Source organism: Fictibacillus halophilus, from assembly GCF_016401385.1.
In the GTDB taxonomy this organism is placed as follows: Bacteria; Bacillota; Bacilli; order Bacillales; family Fictibacillaceae; genus Fictibacillus; species Fictibacillus halophilus.
This window is the reverse complement of record NZ_JAEACF010000001.1, coordinates 209,114-225,999: the sequence shown is the minus strand read 5'-3', so window position 1 is coordinate 225,999 and position 16,886 is coordinate 209,114. Positions and strand designations below refer to the sequence as shown.

Below are 16,886 nucleotides of genomic sequence, written 5' to 3'. Positions count from 1 at the left end.
TTCACCTTCTTTTAAGATTTAGAGAATTGTTTAATGACTCTCATCAATTCTTCTATAGAGTCTTCCCCATCACCTGATTTAATCGCATCAGCAACACAATGCTGAGTGTGACTTTCCATCAATTGATAACCCACTCTTTTTAATCCTGCTGTAACAGCTGAAATCTGAACAAGAACATCAATACAATATCGATCATCTTCGATCATTTTTTGTAGCCCACGAACTTGGCCCTCGATCTTTTTCAAACGGTTGTTTAAATCTTGTTTATCACTCTCACAGCGATGTGTTTTTTGTTCCATCTTGTTTCATCCCTTCGTTTTGGATGTTTGTAAAGTTAGTATATACTATACCCCCCTATAGTATCAAATGATATGATTAGTTTCTTCGTTTTGTTACAAAAATGTATATACCCACTAAGGCCGCAACTCCTAAAATAATTTTCCCTTCTGTATTCCATTCCGTTACGCTATACACCGAATATGCTTCAATCACCAATGCTGGTATCTTCCCTAATGAGCTGGCTACAACAAAAGTCCACGCTGAAACAGCCCCGATCGCACTAGCAAACGTAACGAATCCTGATGGGACAAAAGGCAACAGTCGCAGTGAAAGGATAAGGATGAATGCTTCCTTCCCACTTGCATCTAACAACCTTACCACCCTGGGGTACCCTTTAAGCTTCTCTCTAGAAAATTCTTTAAATCCTTTTCTATATAAAAGAAACGCTACCACAGCTCCTAATGCCTCTCCAATAAATGAAAGAATCGTTCCATACCAAAACCCAAAGAACATCATGTTTGCAGCTGTTATAAAAACGGAAGGAACAACACCTAAGATCCCAATTAATATATTTAGTCCTAGTGAAATCATAATCGCCCATTCGCTATACTCTTGGAAAAATTGAATAACCGTTTCTGACATAAGATGCGTCCTCCTTTTAAAAAAACTCATACCCCTTCATGGTACTAAAAAAGCCATGCTGCTGCATGGCTTTTCACGTTCATTATTTTCTATTGTGAAGCAGGACAGTTAGACTGATTAATGTTACAAGTATTGTAGCACCCATGTCAGAAAGGATTGCAATCCAAAGTGTGAGCCACCCCGGAATCGTAAGCAAGAGAGCTAGAAGCTTCAACCCTAGGGATAATCCGATGTTCCACTTGATGATTTTATTTACTTTCCTTGATACCTGCACAGCATCTGGAAGTTTTCCTAAATGATCTTGCATCAGTACAATATCTGCTGTTTCAATCGCACTATCTGTTCCTTTTCCCATCGCTATACCGAGGTCAGCCGTAGCAAGTGCGGGTGCATCGTTGATTCCATCGCCAATCATAGCTACTTTTCCATGCTTCTTAAGCGATTTAACCTTATTCACTTTATCCTCTGGCAACAACCCGCCGAAGAAAGAAGACACCCCCGTTTTTTTTGCAACTTTATCTGCAACAATTGGGTGATCACCAGTCAGCATGACCGTTTCTTTTATTCCTTTTTCATGAAGTAGAGAGATGATATCAGGACTTTCTTTTCTAATTTCATCTGCAATAGCAAACACACCGAGAATTTCCGTGTCACTGGCAACAAGAACGATCGTATTACCCTCTTCTTTATAAAGATCGATAATATTTTTTACGTCTTCACTCGATTCTGTTCTGCCAATTATTTTTTCATTTCCTAGTCTATAGGTTTTATGATCGACTACTGCTTTAATTCCTTGGCCACTAACTGTAGTGATTTTATCCGCTTTAACTTCTTCAGTACCCATTTCGCGGCATCTTGCAACTACTGCTTTAGCGAGAGGGTGAGATGATGAGCTTTCAATCGCATAAGCGACTTTGTAAAAGTCAGGATGAAACGCTTTTTCCGCCACAACATGAGGTTCTCCGAGTGTAAGTGTTCCTGTTTTATCAAAAGCAATGATATTTATCTTACCGAGCTGTTCAAGGTATGCTCCACCTTTAATCAGAATCCCGTTTCTTGCATTGACTGTAATCCCAGAAAGGATCGCGATCGGTGACGATAGAATAAGTGCACAAGGACACCCCACGATCAATACCGCAAGTCCTTGGTAGAACCATTCACCCCACGGATCATTGAACAGAAATGGTGGTACTAACATAACAAGTGCAGAAACAACCATAATGATCGGCGTGTAATAGTTTGCAAACCGATTAATGAAAAGTTCCGTTGGTGTCTTGGATTCTTGTGCTTCCTGAACAAGAGCCAGTATTTTAGAAAGTGCTGACTGATTATAAGTCTTCGTTATTTTCACATGAAGTACACCTTCATTGTTGATGCTTCCACCAAATACGGTCTCTCCACTCTCTTTTTCTACAGGAAGCGATTCACCCGTGATCGCAGCTTCGTTCACAGAGCTTTTCCCATATACTACGACGCCGTCTGATGGAATCTTTTGACCTGTTTTTACGAGTACGACATCGTCAACTGCAAGTTCTTCGATCGAGATCACTTCTGTTTTCCCGTCTCTTAACAGAAGCGCTTCTTTCGGTGCTACCTTTAAAAGGGATTCCATCGAGCGTCTTGCTTTTTCCATTCCGTAAGATTCAAGCAGTTCATTAATTCCAAAAAGGATAGCCACAAGTGCTGCTTCTTTCCATTCTCCGATGGCTACCGCACCGACTAAGGCGACTGTCATTAAAGTGTTAATATCAAATTTAAGCTTCGTCAGGTTTCGAAGACCTTTTAAAAACGTTGAATAACCAGAGAAAACCGTTGCAACAGCATAAAAAATAATGGAGACATACGTAGTGTTCAACACATGTTCTGTTATAAGTGCTGCTATAAAGGAAGCAACTGATACATACAACCCGATCATTAACCAATTTGGACCTGTAGGCTCTCCATCTGATTCAAAACGTACATTTTCAGTCGAAAGGATAGAACGTACTTTATCCATGTCCATTTTTTCATCTAATACAACTTTACTTGAATTAAATTGTACTTTTGCTCGCTCTCCCCCAGGAAGTTGTTGGATCTGTTCTTCAAGCTTTAATGCACAATGGCCACAAGATAATCCGGTGATCTTATGCTCTTTCATTTTGCTCCCTCCTTTCTAGTCGTGTCTCGCATGGTGTATAGATTGATGCAGAAGGGTCATCACATGCTCGTCATCTATTGAGTAAAATAGTGTTGTTCCAGCGCGCCTGAATTTTACGAGTCTTAAGTTTTTCAAAAAGCGTAACTGATGGGATACTGTTGATTGCATAAGTGACAGTTCTTCAGCAATTTCAGAAACATTGCATTCTCTCTCCCCTAAAAGATGCAAAATTCGAATTCGGGTTGGGTCCGAAAGTGCTTTAAATGTTTGAGATACGATGAATAGTGTTTCCTCATCGAGGTGTTCGTATTTGTTTTGTTGGTCAGACATGTAAACAGCCCCCTAAATTCCGGCTTTGTTTATTATATGAACATATGCTCATATATGTTACTTAGAGTGTACCTAAAATTTTGTAATTGTGCAAAACAAAAAGAAGCTAGATTTCCCAGCTTCTTTAACCATTGCTTAATTTGTGTCTTTTTAATCGCTGTTTTCGACCATATGTCAGAGAACGCCACACCCATTCAAGCGGTCCCATGTAATACCTATGCATCCACCACTTTGAAAATAGAACTTGGATAGAAAAAATAACACAAGCAAAGATGACACCAACCAATGGTCCGAATTCACCGTACAGACCAAATCCATAACTATAGAAGAACGTTGTTGCAATTATCGATTGAGTTAAGTAATTGGTAAAAGCCATCCGCCCTGTAAATTGAAAGTAGTTAAACAAACGTTTACATTTTCCACTTCGATAAAGAAGAACGATGCTGCAAATATAGAAGATGCTCATCATCGCACCCCCAAATTCGTATCCCCATGACATCGCAGTTTCATAGCGCCAATCTTCCCCTTTAAAAGGAAAGAAGATAACAGCGAGTAATTTACTGCCGGGACCAAGAATCAATGTTAACAGCCAAATTTTCCATAAGCCTCTGTTCGTGAATGTTCTTTTCTTAGCTGCATAGGCACCGAATGAAAACATCGGCAAAAGTCCCGCTATAAAAAAGAGAAAGTAACGGTTCAAATCTCCCCATTCATGAATTCTTTCCTTCATGATCTCAAGATATGTACCATCGCTATACACTTCAATGGATTGAACGATTTCTTGTTCATTGAGCTCATTTTGTGTACTCTGATAGGTTATCGCTGCGCCACTACTCCAATAATCATACGTCAAGGTTGTCATAAATAAACTGTAAACCGTTATCAGGGCAAATCCAAATGTAATGAGAAATTTCTTATTTAAACGATAGAAGATTAACATGAGCAATCCTACGATTGCGTACATAATTAAAATATCACCGTACCAAAAAAACAGAACATGTAAGATTCCAAATAGAAGTAGAACAAACTGTCGTCTTAGAAAAACAGGAACAAACCTGGTATTTTTGGCTTTTGCTCTTTCTGCCATCAAAACGATACCAAACCCAAATAAAAAGGAAAACATCGTTATAAAGTTTCCTTGGACAAAAAACTCTAACAGCACATTTGTCCAAACGTTATACGGCTCGTCAAAATACTCATAACTTAACGCACGGATTGGTGAATCAGGTCCTGAAAATGACTTCATATTTACAAGTAAAATGCCAAAAACGGCTATACCGCGCATAATATCTAACGATTGAATCCGTTCTTGATCTCCGACTGGCTTCCAATTCATGATGTACCCCACTGAAATTTTTTTTTCATGATTCCACTCCCTTTGGTTTATTTTACCGCAAATAGGCAAAAAAGTTAGAATATGAGTCATTATTTGCTATTCTATAAAGAACAGATCACGTATTTGGGAAGGATGAAAGCGGTTTTGAGAAAATATACCTTAACGATCGTTTCGATTGTCTCTATTGCAGCTACGCTTTTATGGCTGTTTGGCTTAGGCTGGACGTTACAAGATCAGCTCTCAGCTAATGAAAAAGTTATGCAGCTCAAAGAAAAAACAGAATCCACTTCAACCAAAAAACAAGACGGAACACTTACGATCTTTGCATTAGGGGATTCTTTAACTCGTGGAACTGGTGACGCTGATGGAAAAGGTTATACCGGCTATCTAACTGAGCGCTTAAAAGAAAAAACAGATCAAGATATTAATCTGCTTAACACTGCTATTAAAGGAGAAACATCTAGAGGTCTTCTTAAGCAGCTTCAACAAAGCGAGATCAAGCGTCAAGCCAAACAAGCAGATGTTATCGTGATGACGATTGGCGGGAATGACCTTTTTCAGCAAGGCGCAGCACTTGAGAACTTAGACACTAATGCGATTAACGGTAAAAGACAGATCTATTTAAGCAATGTAAAAAAAATCTATACTCAGCTTAGAGAACTGAATCCGGAGGCTGTCATCTATCATGTCGGATTGTACAACCCTTTTAGCAATATGCCTGATTCAAAAACGACTTCTTCCATCGTTAGAGACTGGAACTTTCAGTCTGCTGAAACAGCAGCTGGGTTTGAAAACATCGTATATGTACCTACTTTTGATCTCTTTCAGCTTCAAGTAGAAAACTATTTATATACCGATCAATTTCATCCTAACACGGAAGGTTACCAGCTGATTGCAGAACGTGTAGCCTCACTGATCAACTTTGAACAGAAGGAGAAGGAATCATGAGTCAAACACCCGCATTAGAAGTAGAGAATCTAACTAAGAAAATCAAAGGCAAGCAGATTATAAAAGGTGTGTCCTTTACACTTGTTCCAGGAGAAGTCTTTGGTTTTCTTGGGCCGAACGGTGCTGGGAAAACGACAACGATACGAATGATCGTCGGTTTGATCTCTCCCACTTCTGGAACGATTAAAATCGGAGGTAAGAATGTAAGAACTGAATTTACCGAAGCGATGAGACATCTCGGCTGTATTGTTGAAAATCCTGAACTGTACCCGTATTTAACAGGTTGGGAAAATCTTGTACACTTTCAAAAAATGGATTCTTCCATTCCTAAGACGAGATTGAATGAAGTAATTGAACTCGTCGGATTACAAAATCGGATTCACGATCGTGTGAGTACCTATTCACTCGGTATGAGACAGCGTTTAGGAATTGCTCAAGCTCTTTTAGGAAAACCGAAAGTACTTATATTGGACGAGCCGACAAACGGACTAGATCCTGCAGGTATTCGCGAGATGCGTGAATTCATAAGGCAGTTAGCAAGAGATGAAAACTTAAGCGTTCTTGTATCCTCTCATTTGTTAAGTGAAATTCAGCTTATGTGTGATCGAGTTGCGATCATATCAAAAGGAACGGTATTACGCACAGACTCTGTTGATAACCTATTGGCTGAGCAGGAACGTGTGATTTGGCGTGCTGAACCTCTTCCACTTGCTAAAGAGATTCTTTCTCTGGAAACAGAAGTTACAGAAGGTCCTGATGATACATTAATCACTTTGTATAACGAGCCACTGCTGCCAGAATGGAACGAAAAGCTCGTAAAAGCTGGCGTGAGGGTAAAAGAAATGAGAACTCAGCTTCCTTCTTTAGAAGATCTGTTCTTAGAAGTAACAGGAGGCGAAAGTATTGATTAATCTTGTCCGTAACGAAATGTTAAAGCTTCTTAGGAAAAAACGGTTATATGTCATCATCCTGATTATCGCGTTCCTTGTTCCTCTTTTTACATATGCTCAGTTCAAAGAGATTCAAGATCAACGTGAGAAGTTGGGGAATCAAGATTGGCGAACCACGCTGCAGCAAGAGATCACTGACACACAAAACCGATTAAGCTCGAGCCGTATTCAAGATGAATGGCGTAAGTTTCTAAAGATCAGACTTTCTCAGCAACAATATTATTTAGAGAATGATATTGATCCACGTGCTCCAGGTGCACCAACGTTTATGCGTATATTCGTTGAGAACTCGATCGATCTACTTCTTCCATTGCTTGTGATGGTAATCGTGGCAGACCTCGTTTCTTCTGAATCAAGCGGGGGGACGATTAAGCTCTTGCTCACTCGGCCTGTGAAACGATGGCGGATTCTGCTCAGCAAATATTTAGCGATGCTGCTCTCAATTTCATTTATTGTTTTATCCGTAGCTGTTCTATCGTATGGAATATCTGGCGTCGTCTTCGGATATGGTGGATGGAACATGCCACTATTAACAGGCTTTACGGTCTCTGGAGATGAACTTTTAACTGAAAATGTTCATATCGTTCCACAATGGCAATACATCCTGATGGAGTTTGGACTCGTATGGTATGTGTGTATGATCGTAGGAACACTCACCTTCATGCTATCCGTACTGTTAAGAAGTACGGCCGCTGTAATGGGAATCATGCTCGCGTCACTCATCGCTGGAGCCATTCTAGCAAACATGGTATCTTCTTGGGAGAGCGCGAAATATTTCTTTATGGTAAACCTGAACCTGACGAACTATGTGAGTGGAATGGCAACTCCAATCGAGGGGATGTCGTTAGGATTCTCGATGAGCGTTTTAGCGGTCTGGGGAATTGCTGGATTCATCATCGCTTTCGTAACATTTTCTAAGAGAGATATCTATTAAAATAGAAAAAGAGAAAGGAAACCGAAGTCGGTTTCCTTTTTTATGTGACACGTTTCTAGGTTTTGAAGGTAATCTGTCCGTTCTCGCAGTTAATCTGTCGGATTTGGATGATAATCTGTCCGGTTTAGCCGATAATCTAGCCATTTGACGCCTTTATCTGTCCAACTGCAAACTCTACTAGATCTTGAAGTGTTTAATCATCTCAGTCAGCGCTTCGGAAGCATTGTTCAATTCTTCGGCCGACTGTGAAACCGTGGATAGTGCCCTCACTTGCTCTTCAGAAGACGCGCTGACTTCTTCACTCGCTGCTGCAGATTGTTCGGCTACTGCTGCGATACTTTGAATGGACGCTACTACTTCCTCTTTATAATTGTTGATCATTTCTACTTCACTCGTAATCTGTTCGATAGACTTCACCATATCAGCCATCGTACCTGAGATTTCGGTAAACGCAGACTCTGTGTCTGTTACGGTCAAGTTTTGATCGTGAGCAATTCTTTTTGTGTAATCCATCTCTTTTACAGCTCGCTCCGACTCTTCTCCGATTCCGGAGATCGTCTTTCGTACTTTATCTGCTGCAATAGCAGATTGTTCCGCTAATTTTCGTACCTCGTCTGCAACAACCGCAAAACCACGCCCACTCTCACCCGCTCTAGCAGCTTCAATACTTGCATTTAAGGCGAGTAGATTGGTCTGATTCGAGATCTCTGTGATTGATTGAATCACTTGTTCAATCTCTTCTACTTTAACAGCTAGACCAGAAATGACAGATTCAATGTTTTTCAGAACTTGGTTGCTTTCTCCCGTTTTTTCACGCAAAACATCCATTTGCGAGATTCCTTTTTTATTTGCATCCTCAGCTAATAAGGACAATCGTGTCATTTCTTCTGCTTGTTTCTTTACTTTTTCAATCTGTAGCGATAAGTCCATCGTCCGACGGTTTGTTTCATCAGCATCTTCAGCCTGTGTTGTAGCTCCAGAAGCAATCTCTCTGACAGCTCTCGAAACCTCCTCGCTCGCTGCAATGGTTTCTTCTGACACTGCGCTCAAGTTAGAGGTAGATTCATTAACAGTTACAACAGAATGACTAACAGACGTTATCAGTCCCCGCATGTTTTCAACCATAGCGTTAAAGTGATGAGTGAGTGTCCCCACTTCGTCTTTGGATTTAGCTTCAACAGATACAGTAAGATCACCTTCAGCTACCTTCTGTACTTGTGCTTGTAATCTAGCAATCGGATTTGAAATACTTTTCGCCAACATATAGGTTACACCTAAAGCAACGATGACTGCGACCGAGGTGAAAATTAGTATCATATTCAAAAGCTCTTCAGCATCTTTTAGTAACTCTTTTTGGTCGTAGACAAAACCAAGCTTCCAGTTCGTGTCGGCTATCGTGGTGTAATAAAGCTCTCGGTCTTTATTCTGATAAGTATAGGAAACATTTCCTTTTTCATTTTTGTATATTTCTTTAATAAAAGTCTCTTTACTTAAGTTTTTTCCTTGTTGTGTCGGATGAACGAGTGCCATACCTTTTGGATCAAGAAGCACTGGATATCCTTCAAAGCCGACTTTTGTTTTGTTGATCATGCTCGTAAGTCCAGCAAGATTTAAATCGAGACCAACTACACCAAGCACCTCATCGGTTTCAGGATCTAATACCGGTTTTGTAACCGTTACAACATATTCACCCGAACTGGCATCCTCGTATGGTTCTGTCCACATCGTCTTTTCTGGTGTTTGTTTAGCCGTTTGATACCAAGGACGTCCAGTTGGATCAAACCCTTCTGGAAGCTCAAGTTTAGGAGTCGTTTTAAACTGTTTGGTTTCTGCACCTATGTATAATACCGCAACGTTTTTATTAAGATCCAAAAAGTGTTTGAAGTCCTGATCTACAACTGGCCAAGCTTCATTCAAACCTTTTGTTTCATTCGTTTTTAATGTTTTTAAATAATTGATAAGTCTGCTGTCCTGGCTGTATCGATCAATCGTATCTCCATAAGATTTTAGATACAGCTCTGTTGATGCTTTAACTTCGCTTGAAAGACTTGTTGCTTGTTCGTTGCTGTTACTTTCAAGTTGTTGTTTTGTTTGAAAATAAGAAAATAGCGATACAGATAAAAGTGTAATGGCAACTAGAATACTTACCGAAAGCATGATTTTTGTTTGAATTTTTTTGAACATCTGTTCAACCCCCATTTATCATCTAAAACCCCTTATCTACATATCGACAATTAGTTCTAAATGATTTAAGAAATAGGTCCAAACAGGTACAAAAGAATCATTTTCAATTTAAAATCTTTCAAGACAAGTGCTTTTTACCCAATTTAAGTCATGATTTATAAATGAACGCACAAAAAAAACCGCACGAGGCGGCTTTCTTAAGCTTCTTTTCTAGCCAGCACCTTTTCAGATGCTCTCTCTTGAGCAATTTTTCTTTTCTTAAGAGTACCTAATCCTAGAACAAAAAGAACCACGAGAACTTCAAATCCATATTTCACAAATCCATTCTCAAAATAAGGAGCCATGAATTTTTCTCCAACGATCATTTTAGAAGCCGTCCAAGCAAGGACACCTGCTCCAATTGTGATGATGAACGGGTATTTATCAATGACCTTAAGGAATAATGTACTTCCCCAAACAACAATCGGTACTGAGATTAATAAACCGATCACTACTAGTAAGAAATCACCATGTGCAGCTCCTGCAACAGCAAGAACGTTATCAAGACCCATTACCGCGTCGGCAATAATTATTGTTCTAATCGCTGCCCACACACTATTCTGAGCTTCAATATCATGATCTTTTTCTTCGATCATCAACTTATAAGCGATAACGACAAGAATTAATCCACCTGCGAGCAGCAAGCCTGGAATCTGTAGTAGCCATACAACCGCAAGCGTTGCAGCTGCACGGATTACAATTGCTCCTACTGTTCCCCAGATGATTACTTTCTTCTGATTTTCTTTCGGCAAGTTTCTAGCAGCTAAGCCGATTACAATTGCGTTATCACCAGCTAATACTAAGTCGATAACAACGATCGCCAATAAGGCCGACCAAAAATCTGGTGTTAAAAAATCCATTCAAAAAATCCTCCCTGTTAAACATCTGTTTAATTACAAATAAAAAAATAAAAAATTGAGTAATTACGCACACTTTATGCCCTGCCAGGCTTATCCACTTCTACATATAATAAGAGCAAAGGGGGTGTTTTTATGCGTTCATGTTCATGCGGATGTAAGCCTAGATGCCAATCCTGTGTAAACTTTTGTGGCGTTCCATTATTTTGTCGAGACATTCATCCCTGCTGTTATCCTTTCATTCAGCCTCAACCTACACCAGTAACCTCTCCTTTAATTGTTGTTTGTAGATGTCATCGTTGCTCAAAAAGACACAGGTAACACGTTTTAACAGCATTTAGCTTGTAACTTCACATCACTGATACGATTGAGTGAACGTTTTGTTTCAAAAAAAGCGTTCTTTTTTTTGATTAAGGGAATAATGCAGGATAGATTGATAAGATCCATTTTTTTGGGGGTGTCCTCGTGCGCTGGTTTATGAAACAGTGGTTTCACCGTTTCTTTCAAGATAAAGTATTTGATCTTTCTGCACAGCTTGCTTATTACTTCCTCGTTTCTCTTTTTCCTTTTGTTTTTCTCATTTTTACGATACTCAGCTTTTTGCCTATTTCTTCTTCTTATGTACTATCACTTTTCCAGTCTATTGCACCAGAAGAAGCATATGCTTTACTAGAGTATAATCTAGTGGCTGTATTGGACGAGCATAGAGGAGATGTATTATCCGTTTCATTAATCATCATGATTTGGTTAGCTACAATAGGGACGCACGCCATAATACGTGTTTTCAACCAAGCCTACCAAGTTGAAGAAAGCCGACCTTTTATAAAAGAACTTATATTAGGTATGTTCCTTACGTTCGGTCTTGTGATCGCAGTTATTACTGCTCTCCTATTGCCGGTCTTTGGAAGAAGCATCGGGATTTACATATTTGAAAGAACGGGATTCTCCCATCCTGTATGGCACATATGGGAAACAGCACGTTATCTTATTGGGTTCTCTGTGCTTCTCTCCATCTTCTCAGCTCTCTATCGTTTTGCACCAAACGTAAGATTAACGTTCAGAAACGTTTGGCCAGGAGCTATTTTTTCAACTGCAGGCTGGCATCTATTTTCTTATTTATTTTCTTCATACGTTCTTATTTTTGACTACGGACAGATATACGGAAATTTAGGCGCAATATTAACATTAATGGTGTGGTTCTATCTATCTGCCATGATCTTAATCGCTGGTGGACAGTTGAATGCGATCCTTGCATTAAAGAGGGAATTAAGAAAATAAGAAGATTTTTGAAAACTTCAGTTTCTGTGATTGACATTTTCACATTATCGTAACATCATTGTGTATATATGAAGAATTAACATCTTTTTTTCCGGTCATAATGGATAGTAACGAAAAATTTGCTGACCGGCTAAAATTACGGAGATCGGGGCTGGAAAATGACTGTAAAAAACTTAATCTTATTACTCATTTTGCTTGCCGGAATCGTCATCTTTGTCTTTTACAGTATACCTCTCCTTCTCGCATTGCTAACTGCAATAATGCTAGAACCAGTAGTAAAATTGTTTATTAGACTATTTAAAGGCAGACGATTGTTGGCCGTCACTGCTACTTTTATCTTGTATCTTGCAGGACTTGGTATTTTCTCTTACTGGCTTACAACAACACTTGTTATTCAGGTCATCGAGTTTATAACCGTTCTTCCATCCTATTCTGTTCATCTGTTTGAAGTAGCAGAGAATACGTTTTATGAAATGGAAAACTTTTATGCTAGCTTACCTCCTGAAGTTGTAAGGACGCTTGAAGAGGGATTAGTAGGTTTGAAGGATTATGGCGTTGAAACAGCAAAGAATCTAACATCTGGTATATTGGGTCTAATTACAGCCATACCAGGATTGTTGATCTACTTTATTATCTATGTCGTAGCCGTTTTCTTATTTTCACTGGATCTTCCACGTTTGTATGCTGAGTTTCTTAACCTGTTTACAACAGCAGCCCGCGAAAAGGTTGAATTAGTCTTTAGTCAACTGTCTAGAGCAACAGTAGGGTTCTTTCGTGCTCAGATCATCTTAAGTGTTGTTACATACGCATTGGCTTTGATCGGACTCATGATTTTAGATGTTCAGTATGCGGTTATTCTTGCTCTATTAATTGTTATTGTTGATATACTTCCAATCCTCGGAACAGGATCATTCCTTGTTCCATGGGCAGCTTATTCTTTCTTTATCAACAACAATGACCATCTTGCATTCGGACTTCTGATCATGTTCGGAGTAATCACGATCGTTCGAAGAATTATTGAACCTAAAATACTCGGTTCAAGTCTTGGCATATCTGCACTAGCAGCTCTTGTATCCTTATATATTGGATTCCAGCTTCTAGGCTTTATCGGATTGATCGTTGGTCCTGCTATCGTCATCATCTATGAAGCATTAAGAAGTGCTGGATTTATCAAAATAAAGATCGATTTCTAATGAAAACGTGTTTCCTGTAATAGGAAACACGTTTTTTTCTATTTATAGGTTAGAAACACCTGCAATGTTGGGAATTATAGAGAATAAGTAAAAAAAATGAGAAAATCATTCGAATACTTTATAAGGTGAATAATTATTGGAGGAATATCGATGAGTACTGCTACAAAAGAACGCGATTATTATTTCGACAACGCAAAGTTTATTTTAATCTTCCTCGTCGTGTTCGGGCACTTTATTTCCCCGATAAAAAGTCAAAACGAGTGGCTTTACACGATTTATAACTTTATATATACCTTTCATATGCCTGCATTTATCTTAATAGCAGGATTCTTTACAAAAGGAGTTTGGCGTGATGGGTATCTTCCAAAAATCTTTAAAAAAGTTCTGATTCCTTATTTGGTATTCCAGTTGATCTACAGCTTTTTCTATTACGATCTGTACGGTAAAAGTGAAGTTAAGCTAGACTTCTTTTCACCACACTGGACGCTTTGGTTCTTGCTAAGTTTAGTTTTCTGGAACATTCTTTTAAAAGTCTTTGTGAAAATGAAGTATCCGCTCGTTCTCGCCATTGGTATAGGAGTGGCAGTGGGCTATATTCATGATATTGGTACATTTTTGAGTCTCCTTCGCACATTTGTCTTCTTCCCTGTTTTCTTGCTTGGACATCTGCTTGAAAAGAGAGACTTCAAAAAGATTTTACGTCCTAGAGCCAAGGCAGTCTCTGCAGCCTTCTTAATCGTACTATTCGTGACCTATCATTTCGTATTTCCAAACGGTACAAAAGAGTGGCTATTATCGTCATCTTCTTACTCAGAAATTCTAGGATACAACGATTGGTATGGCGGTATTGTCCGACTTGCTATGTACGGTGTCATGTTTGCGGCAACCTTTAGCTTTTTAGCACTTCTTCCGCGTAGAAGATTGTTTTTCACTGAATTTGGAGAACGAACATTATATATCTATCTGTTGCATGGTTTCGTGCTGAAATACTTGTTTACAACAGATCTGTTTGCATCTATTGAGGAAAACGGCGCATACTTTATGCTCCTGTTCCTAGCTGTTATCGTAACCCTGTTTCTAGCAAGCAAGCCAGTTATCGCACTAGCACAGCCGTTTATAGAGTTACGCTGGTCTAAGCTTAAAAAAATGATAAAACCAAAGCCCTCAAAAGCCTAGAGAGAGCTAATGTTCATAGCATAAACACCGCTAAGCAGAAATCGCTAGCGGTGTTTTTTCGTTATTTAAAATAATAGGGTGATAAATATAAAGATAAGAGTGCGTAATGAAAATAAAACTTTAGGAACCATGCTTATAGTAATTTTGTTTTGCATCTGCTAACACACGTAATGGAAGTTTGTCAGCGAGTTTAAATGCTTCTTTTTCATTTAATTCCAATGTCTTTACGAGCTTTTCTATCTTTTCTTCAGAAGGAATCATTCTTCCCTTTTCAATATCTGCCATGTATTGAGGTGTAATACTTAATCTTCGTGCGAGCTCTGATTTGCTCAAGCCTTTTTGGTTTCTGGACATTTCTATAAACTTTCCGAACTCACTCATTTTTAACCCTCCCTTCTCTTTGTATAAAAAAGTGTGAATTGTATGATGATGTACGCTGCTAATCGGCTCGTCATGTTACGAAAATCTAGGGTTGGATCAATCTCTACGATATCCATTCCCTTAACAGATGACTCTTGTGCAAGATATTGTATTCCTTCAATTAATGAGTCACTGTCTAATCCACCTGGACCGATCGCAGGACAACCTGGCGCAAAAGCCTGATCCAAAACATCCATGTCGAGAGAAATATATATGTTATCTGTTGTCTGTTTTAACTGGTCAACTGATTTTTGTAACAAAGAAAGCAATCCATTACTTTTTACATCACCCATCGTATGAATTGTAACTCCATGATCCTTGGCATAATCATGATAGAGTTTTCCATTTGAGAAATCTCGAATACCAATCTGAACAAGTTGGTCGCCTGTAATCACACCATTTTCAATAAGCTGGCGAAACGGTGTACCGTTTGATGGTCCACCGTCCTCGGTGTTACGAAGATCAAAATGCGCATCAAACTGGATGATGCCGACCCGTCCCCTCGTTTCTTGGAAAGCTTTGATTGCTCCGGCAGAAACTGAATGATCACCACCAAGAGTAATCAAACATGCTTCTCTATGCTGAGTTCCAATATCTTTTAAGACCGAATGGATACGGGATTGTGAAGTAAAGAGATCAGTTACATGCATTTCAATATCCCCAAAATCGGTAATGCAGTAATCCCAAAGATCACTTTCTTCTTCAATGCTATATGTGGAAAATGAATGCATCATCGCACGGATGGTCTGTGGTGTGAGATGTGCACCTGAATGCGAAATAGAAGTCTTAGAGAGAGGAGCACCGGCTATTGCTACTCCTCTCACTTCATCTCCTGACCAAGGTTGTAAAAGCTGACCTGCCTTTTTAATCCCTCGATCAGTAAATGGCGCCTCACCCGATTTACGTAGAAAGGGTATAGTTTGCATGAATATCTCCCTTTCCAACTACTAACTTACCGTTCTTCCAAACTTTATTAACGTGGTTCACACCGTAGTGATAAGGAATATACTTATAATTTGGTACATCCCATAGAACTAGATCTGCTTTTCTTCCTACTTCTAGACTACCTGCTACATGACCGCGTCCAATCGCATAAGCGGCATTGACGGTTACGGCGTTCCAAATTTCTTCTGGCGTCATCTTAAGCTTTAATGCAGCAAGACTCATAATGAACTGCAAATTTTCTGTCGGTGAACTTCCAGGATTAAAATCAGTCGACAGTGCTACTGCTGCTCCACTTGAGATCATGTCCCGTGCTGGAGCGAAATGATCTTTTCCTAAATAGAACGTTGTGCCTGGAAGAAGGACTGCGATAGTATCAGATTCACCGAGCATACGAACCCCTTCTTTACTTGCTCCAACTAAGTGATCAGCAGAAACCGCACCGATCTCACAAGCCATCTCCGTTCCACCGAGAGGATCGATCTCATCCGCATGAATCTTCACACCAAATCCTGCAGTTTTTGCTTTTTGAAGAAAGGCTTTAGACTGTTCTACCGTAAACACACCTGTCTCACAGAAAATATCTACAAACTCTGCAAGACCCTCTTTTGAGATAACACTCAACAAAGAAAGCATCTCTTCTAAAAAGGCATCTGGTCTACCTTTATAATTCTCAGGAATAGCATGAGCTCCCAAAAAAGTTGAAACAAGATCGATCGGGTGAGTTTCATTCAGCTGTTTTGCTACTCTCAGCTGTTTTAGTTCAATCTCTTTATCCAATCCGTACCCACTCTTTGCTTCCATCGTTGTAACACCATATGTTAAACACCTGTTTAAATGGAACATTCCCTTTTTATAGAGAGCATCTTCAGCTATTTCACGTGTTGCTTTGACCGTTGAATGAATCCCGCCGCCTTGTGCCAAGATTTCTAAATAAGGAACTCCTTGTTGCTTCAAAGCGAGCTCATGCTCTCGTGATCCCCCAAACACAAGATGTGTATGAGGGTCCACTAAGCCGGGTGATAACAGTTTTCCTGCTGCATCAATTGTATCTTTTGCCTTTAGTGATGCCGCTTCTTCGGCCGTTCCAATAAAAGCGATCACTCCATCTTTTATGCCAACTACTCCGTCATCGATGATGCAAAGTTCATTCATCTGTGTACCTCGTAGTGCTTCTCCATTACTTTTCGGAACTACCACCTGTCCAGCAAAAATCAATGTATCTAGCATTGGTCACACTC

At 39.5% G+C, this 16,886-nt stretch carries 16 protein-coding genes; 6 read left to right on the top strand and 10 right to left on the bottom strand.

Features of this window, described 5'->3' with window-relative positions:
• Positions 1-11 precede the first annotated feature (11 nt).
• The 5 genes from I5J82_RS01225 to I5J82_RS01205 all read right to left on the bottom strand — a co-directional run bounded on the left by I5J82_RS01225 (position 12) and on the right by I5J82_RS01205 (position 4,724).
• On the bottom strand, positions 12-299 hold the full coding sequence (locus I5J82_RS01225; protein ID WP_198766307.1) for a metal-sensing transcriptional repressor: 288 nt from the start codon (positions 297-299) through the stop codon (positions 12-14).
• A gap of 76 nt (positions 300-375) precedes the next feature.
• Positions 376-921, bottom strand: coding sequence for a TVP38/TMEM64 family protein (locus tag I5J82_RS01220; RefSeq protein ID WP_198766306.1), 546 nt, complete (start codon positions 919-921; stop codon positions 376-378).
• Between the two features lie 82 nt (positions 922-1,003).
• A complete protein-coding gene (locus tag I5J82_RS01215) occupies positions 1,004-3,058 on the bottom strand; it encodes a heavy metal translocating P-type ATPase (protein WP_198766305.1) in 2,055 nt (684 codons plus the stop codon).
• Positions 3,059-3,073: 15 nt separating this feature from the next.
• A complete protein-coding gene (locus I5J82_RS01210) occupies positions 3,074-3,388 on the bottom strand; it encodes an ArsR/SmtB family transcription factor (RefSeq protein WP_066391583.1) in 315 nt (104 codons plus the stop codon).
• 124 nt (positions 3,389-3,512) lie between these two features.
• Entirely contained in the window at positions 3,513-4,724 is a 1,212-nt protein-coding gene (locus tag I5J82_RS01205; protein ID WP_198766304.1) for a DUF418 domain-containing protein, read from the bottom strand.
• 144 nt (positions 4,725-4,868) lie between these two features.
• Between I5J82_RS01205 and I5J82_RS01200 the strand changes: the two genes are divergently transcribed.
• Genes I5J82_RS01200 through I5J82_RS01190 form a run of 3 tightly spaced genes read left to right on the top strand, consistent with a single transcriptional unit; the run spans position 4,869 to position 7,556 of the window.
• Positions 4,869-5,672 carry an SGNH/GDSL hydrolase family protein gene (locus I5J82_RS01200; protein ID WP_198766303.1) on the top strand — a complete coding sequence of 268 codons (804 nt, stop codon included), beginning with the start codon at positions 4,869-4,871 and terminating at the stop codon, positions 5,670-5,672.
• The gene (locus I5J82_RS01195; protein WP_198766302.1) at positions 5,669-6,583 is read left to right on the top strand and encodes an ABC transporter ATP-binding protein; all 915 of its coding nucleotides are present in this window, start codon (positions 5,669-5,671) and stop codon (positions 6,581-6,583) included. Before I5J82_RS01200 ends, I5J82_RS01195 begins: the two co-directional genes overlap by 4 nt.
• Positions 6,576-7,556 carry an ABC transporter permease gene (locus tag I5J82_RS01190; RefSeq protein WP_066391569.1) on the top strand — a complete coding sequence of 327 codons (981 nt, stop codon included), beginning with the start codon at positions 6,576-6,578 and terminating at the stop codon, positions 7,554-7,556. The genes I5J82_RS01195 and I5J82_RS01190 overlap by 8 nt, the downstream gene beginning before the upstream one ends.
• A gap of 177 nt (positions 7,557-7,733) precedes the next feature.
• Here I5J82_RS01190 and I5J82_RS01185 read toward each other — a convergent pair whose 3' ends face one another.
• Together I5J82_RS01185 and I5J82_RS01180 are read right to left on the bottom strand one after the other, a co-directional pair.
• Positions 7,734-9,740, bottom strand: coding sequence for a methyl-accepting chemotaxis protein (locus I5J82_RS01185; RefSeq protein ID WP_198766301.1), 2,007 nt, complete (start codon positions 9,738-9,740; stop codon positions 7,734-7,736).
• A gap of 197 nt (positions 9,741-9,937) precedes the next feature.
• Positions 9,938-10,639 carry a TerC family protein gene (locus tag I5J82_RS01180; RefSeq protein WP_198766300.1) on the bottom strand — a complete coding sequence of 234 codons (702 nt, stop codon included), beginning with the start codon at positions 10,637-10,639 and terminating at the stop codon, positions 9,938-9,940.
• 462 nt (positions 10,640-11,101) lie between these two features.
• Between I5J82_RS01180 and I5J82_RS01175 the strand changes: the two genes are divergently transcribed.
• The 3 genes from I5J82_RS01175 (at position 11,102) to I5J82_RS01165 (ending at position 14,283) form a co-directional block, all read left to right on the top strand.
• Entirely contained in the window at positions 11,102-11,914 is an 813-nt protein-coding gene (locus tag I5J82_RS01175) for a YihY/virulence factor BrkB family protein (RefSeq protein WP_198766299.1), read from the top strand.
• Between the two features lie 158 nt (positions 11,915-12,072).
• Positions 12,073-13,107, top strand: a complete 1,035-nt coding sequence (gene ytvI / locus I5J82_RS01170; protein WP_198766298.1) for a sporulation integral membrane protein YtvI — start codon at positions 12,073-12,075, stop codon at positions 13,105-13,107.
• A 150-nt stretch (positions 13,108-13,257) separates the two neighbouring features.
• Positions 13,258-14,283: an acyltransferase family protein gene (locus I5J82_RS01165; RefSeq protein ID WP_198766297.1), complete on the top strand. Its 1,026-nt coding sequence runs from the start codon at positions 13,258-13,260 to the stop codon at positions 14,281-14,283.
• A gap of 120 nt (positions 14,284-14,403) precedes the next feature.
• On the opposite strand, the gene I5J82_RS01160 is transcribed toward I5J82_RS01165, so the two are convergent.
• The 3 genes from I5J82_RS01160 to hutI are packed head-to-tail and all read right to left on the bottom strand — an operon-like array spanning position 14,404 to position 16,875.
• Positions 14,404-14,664: a helix-turn-helix domain-containing protein gene (locus I5J82_RS01160; protein WP_198766296.1), complete on the bottom strand. Its 261-nt coding sequence runs from the start codon at positions 14,662-14,664 to the stop codon at positions 14,404-14,406.
• 2 nt (positions 14,665-14,666) lie between these two features.
• Positions 14,667-15,629: a formimidoylglutamase gene (gene hutG / locus I5J82_RS01155; RefSeq protein ID WP_198766295.1), complete on the bottom strand. Its 963-nt coding sequence runs from the start codon at positions 15,627-15,629 to the stop codon at positions 14,667-14,669.
• Positions 15,604-16,875, bottom strand: coding sequence for an imidazolonepropionase (gene hutI / locus I5J82_RS01150; protein WP_198766294.1), 1,272 nt, complete (start codon positions 16,873-16,875; stop codon positions 15,604-15,606). The genes hutG and hutI overlap by 26 nt, the downstream gene beginning before the upstream one ends.
• Positions 16,876-16,886: the final 11 nt, after the last annotated feature.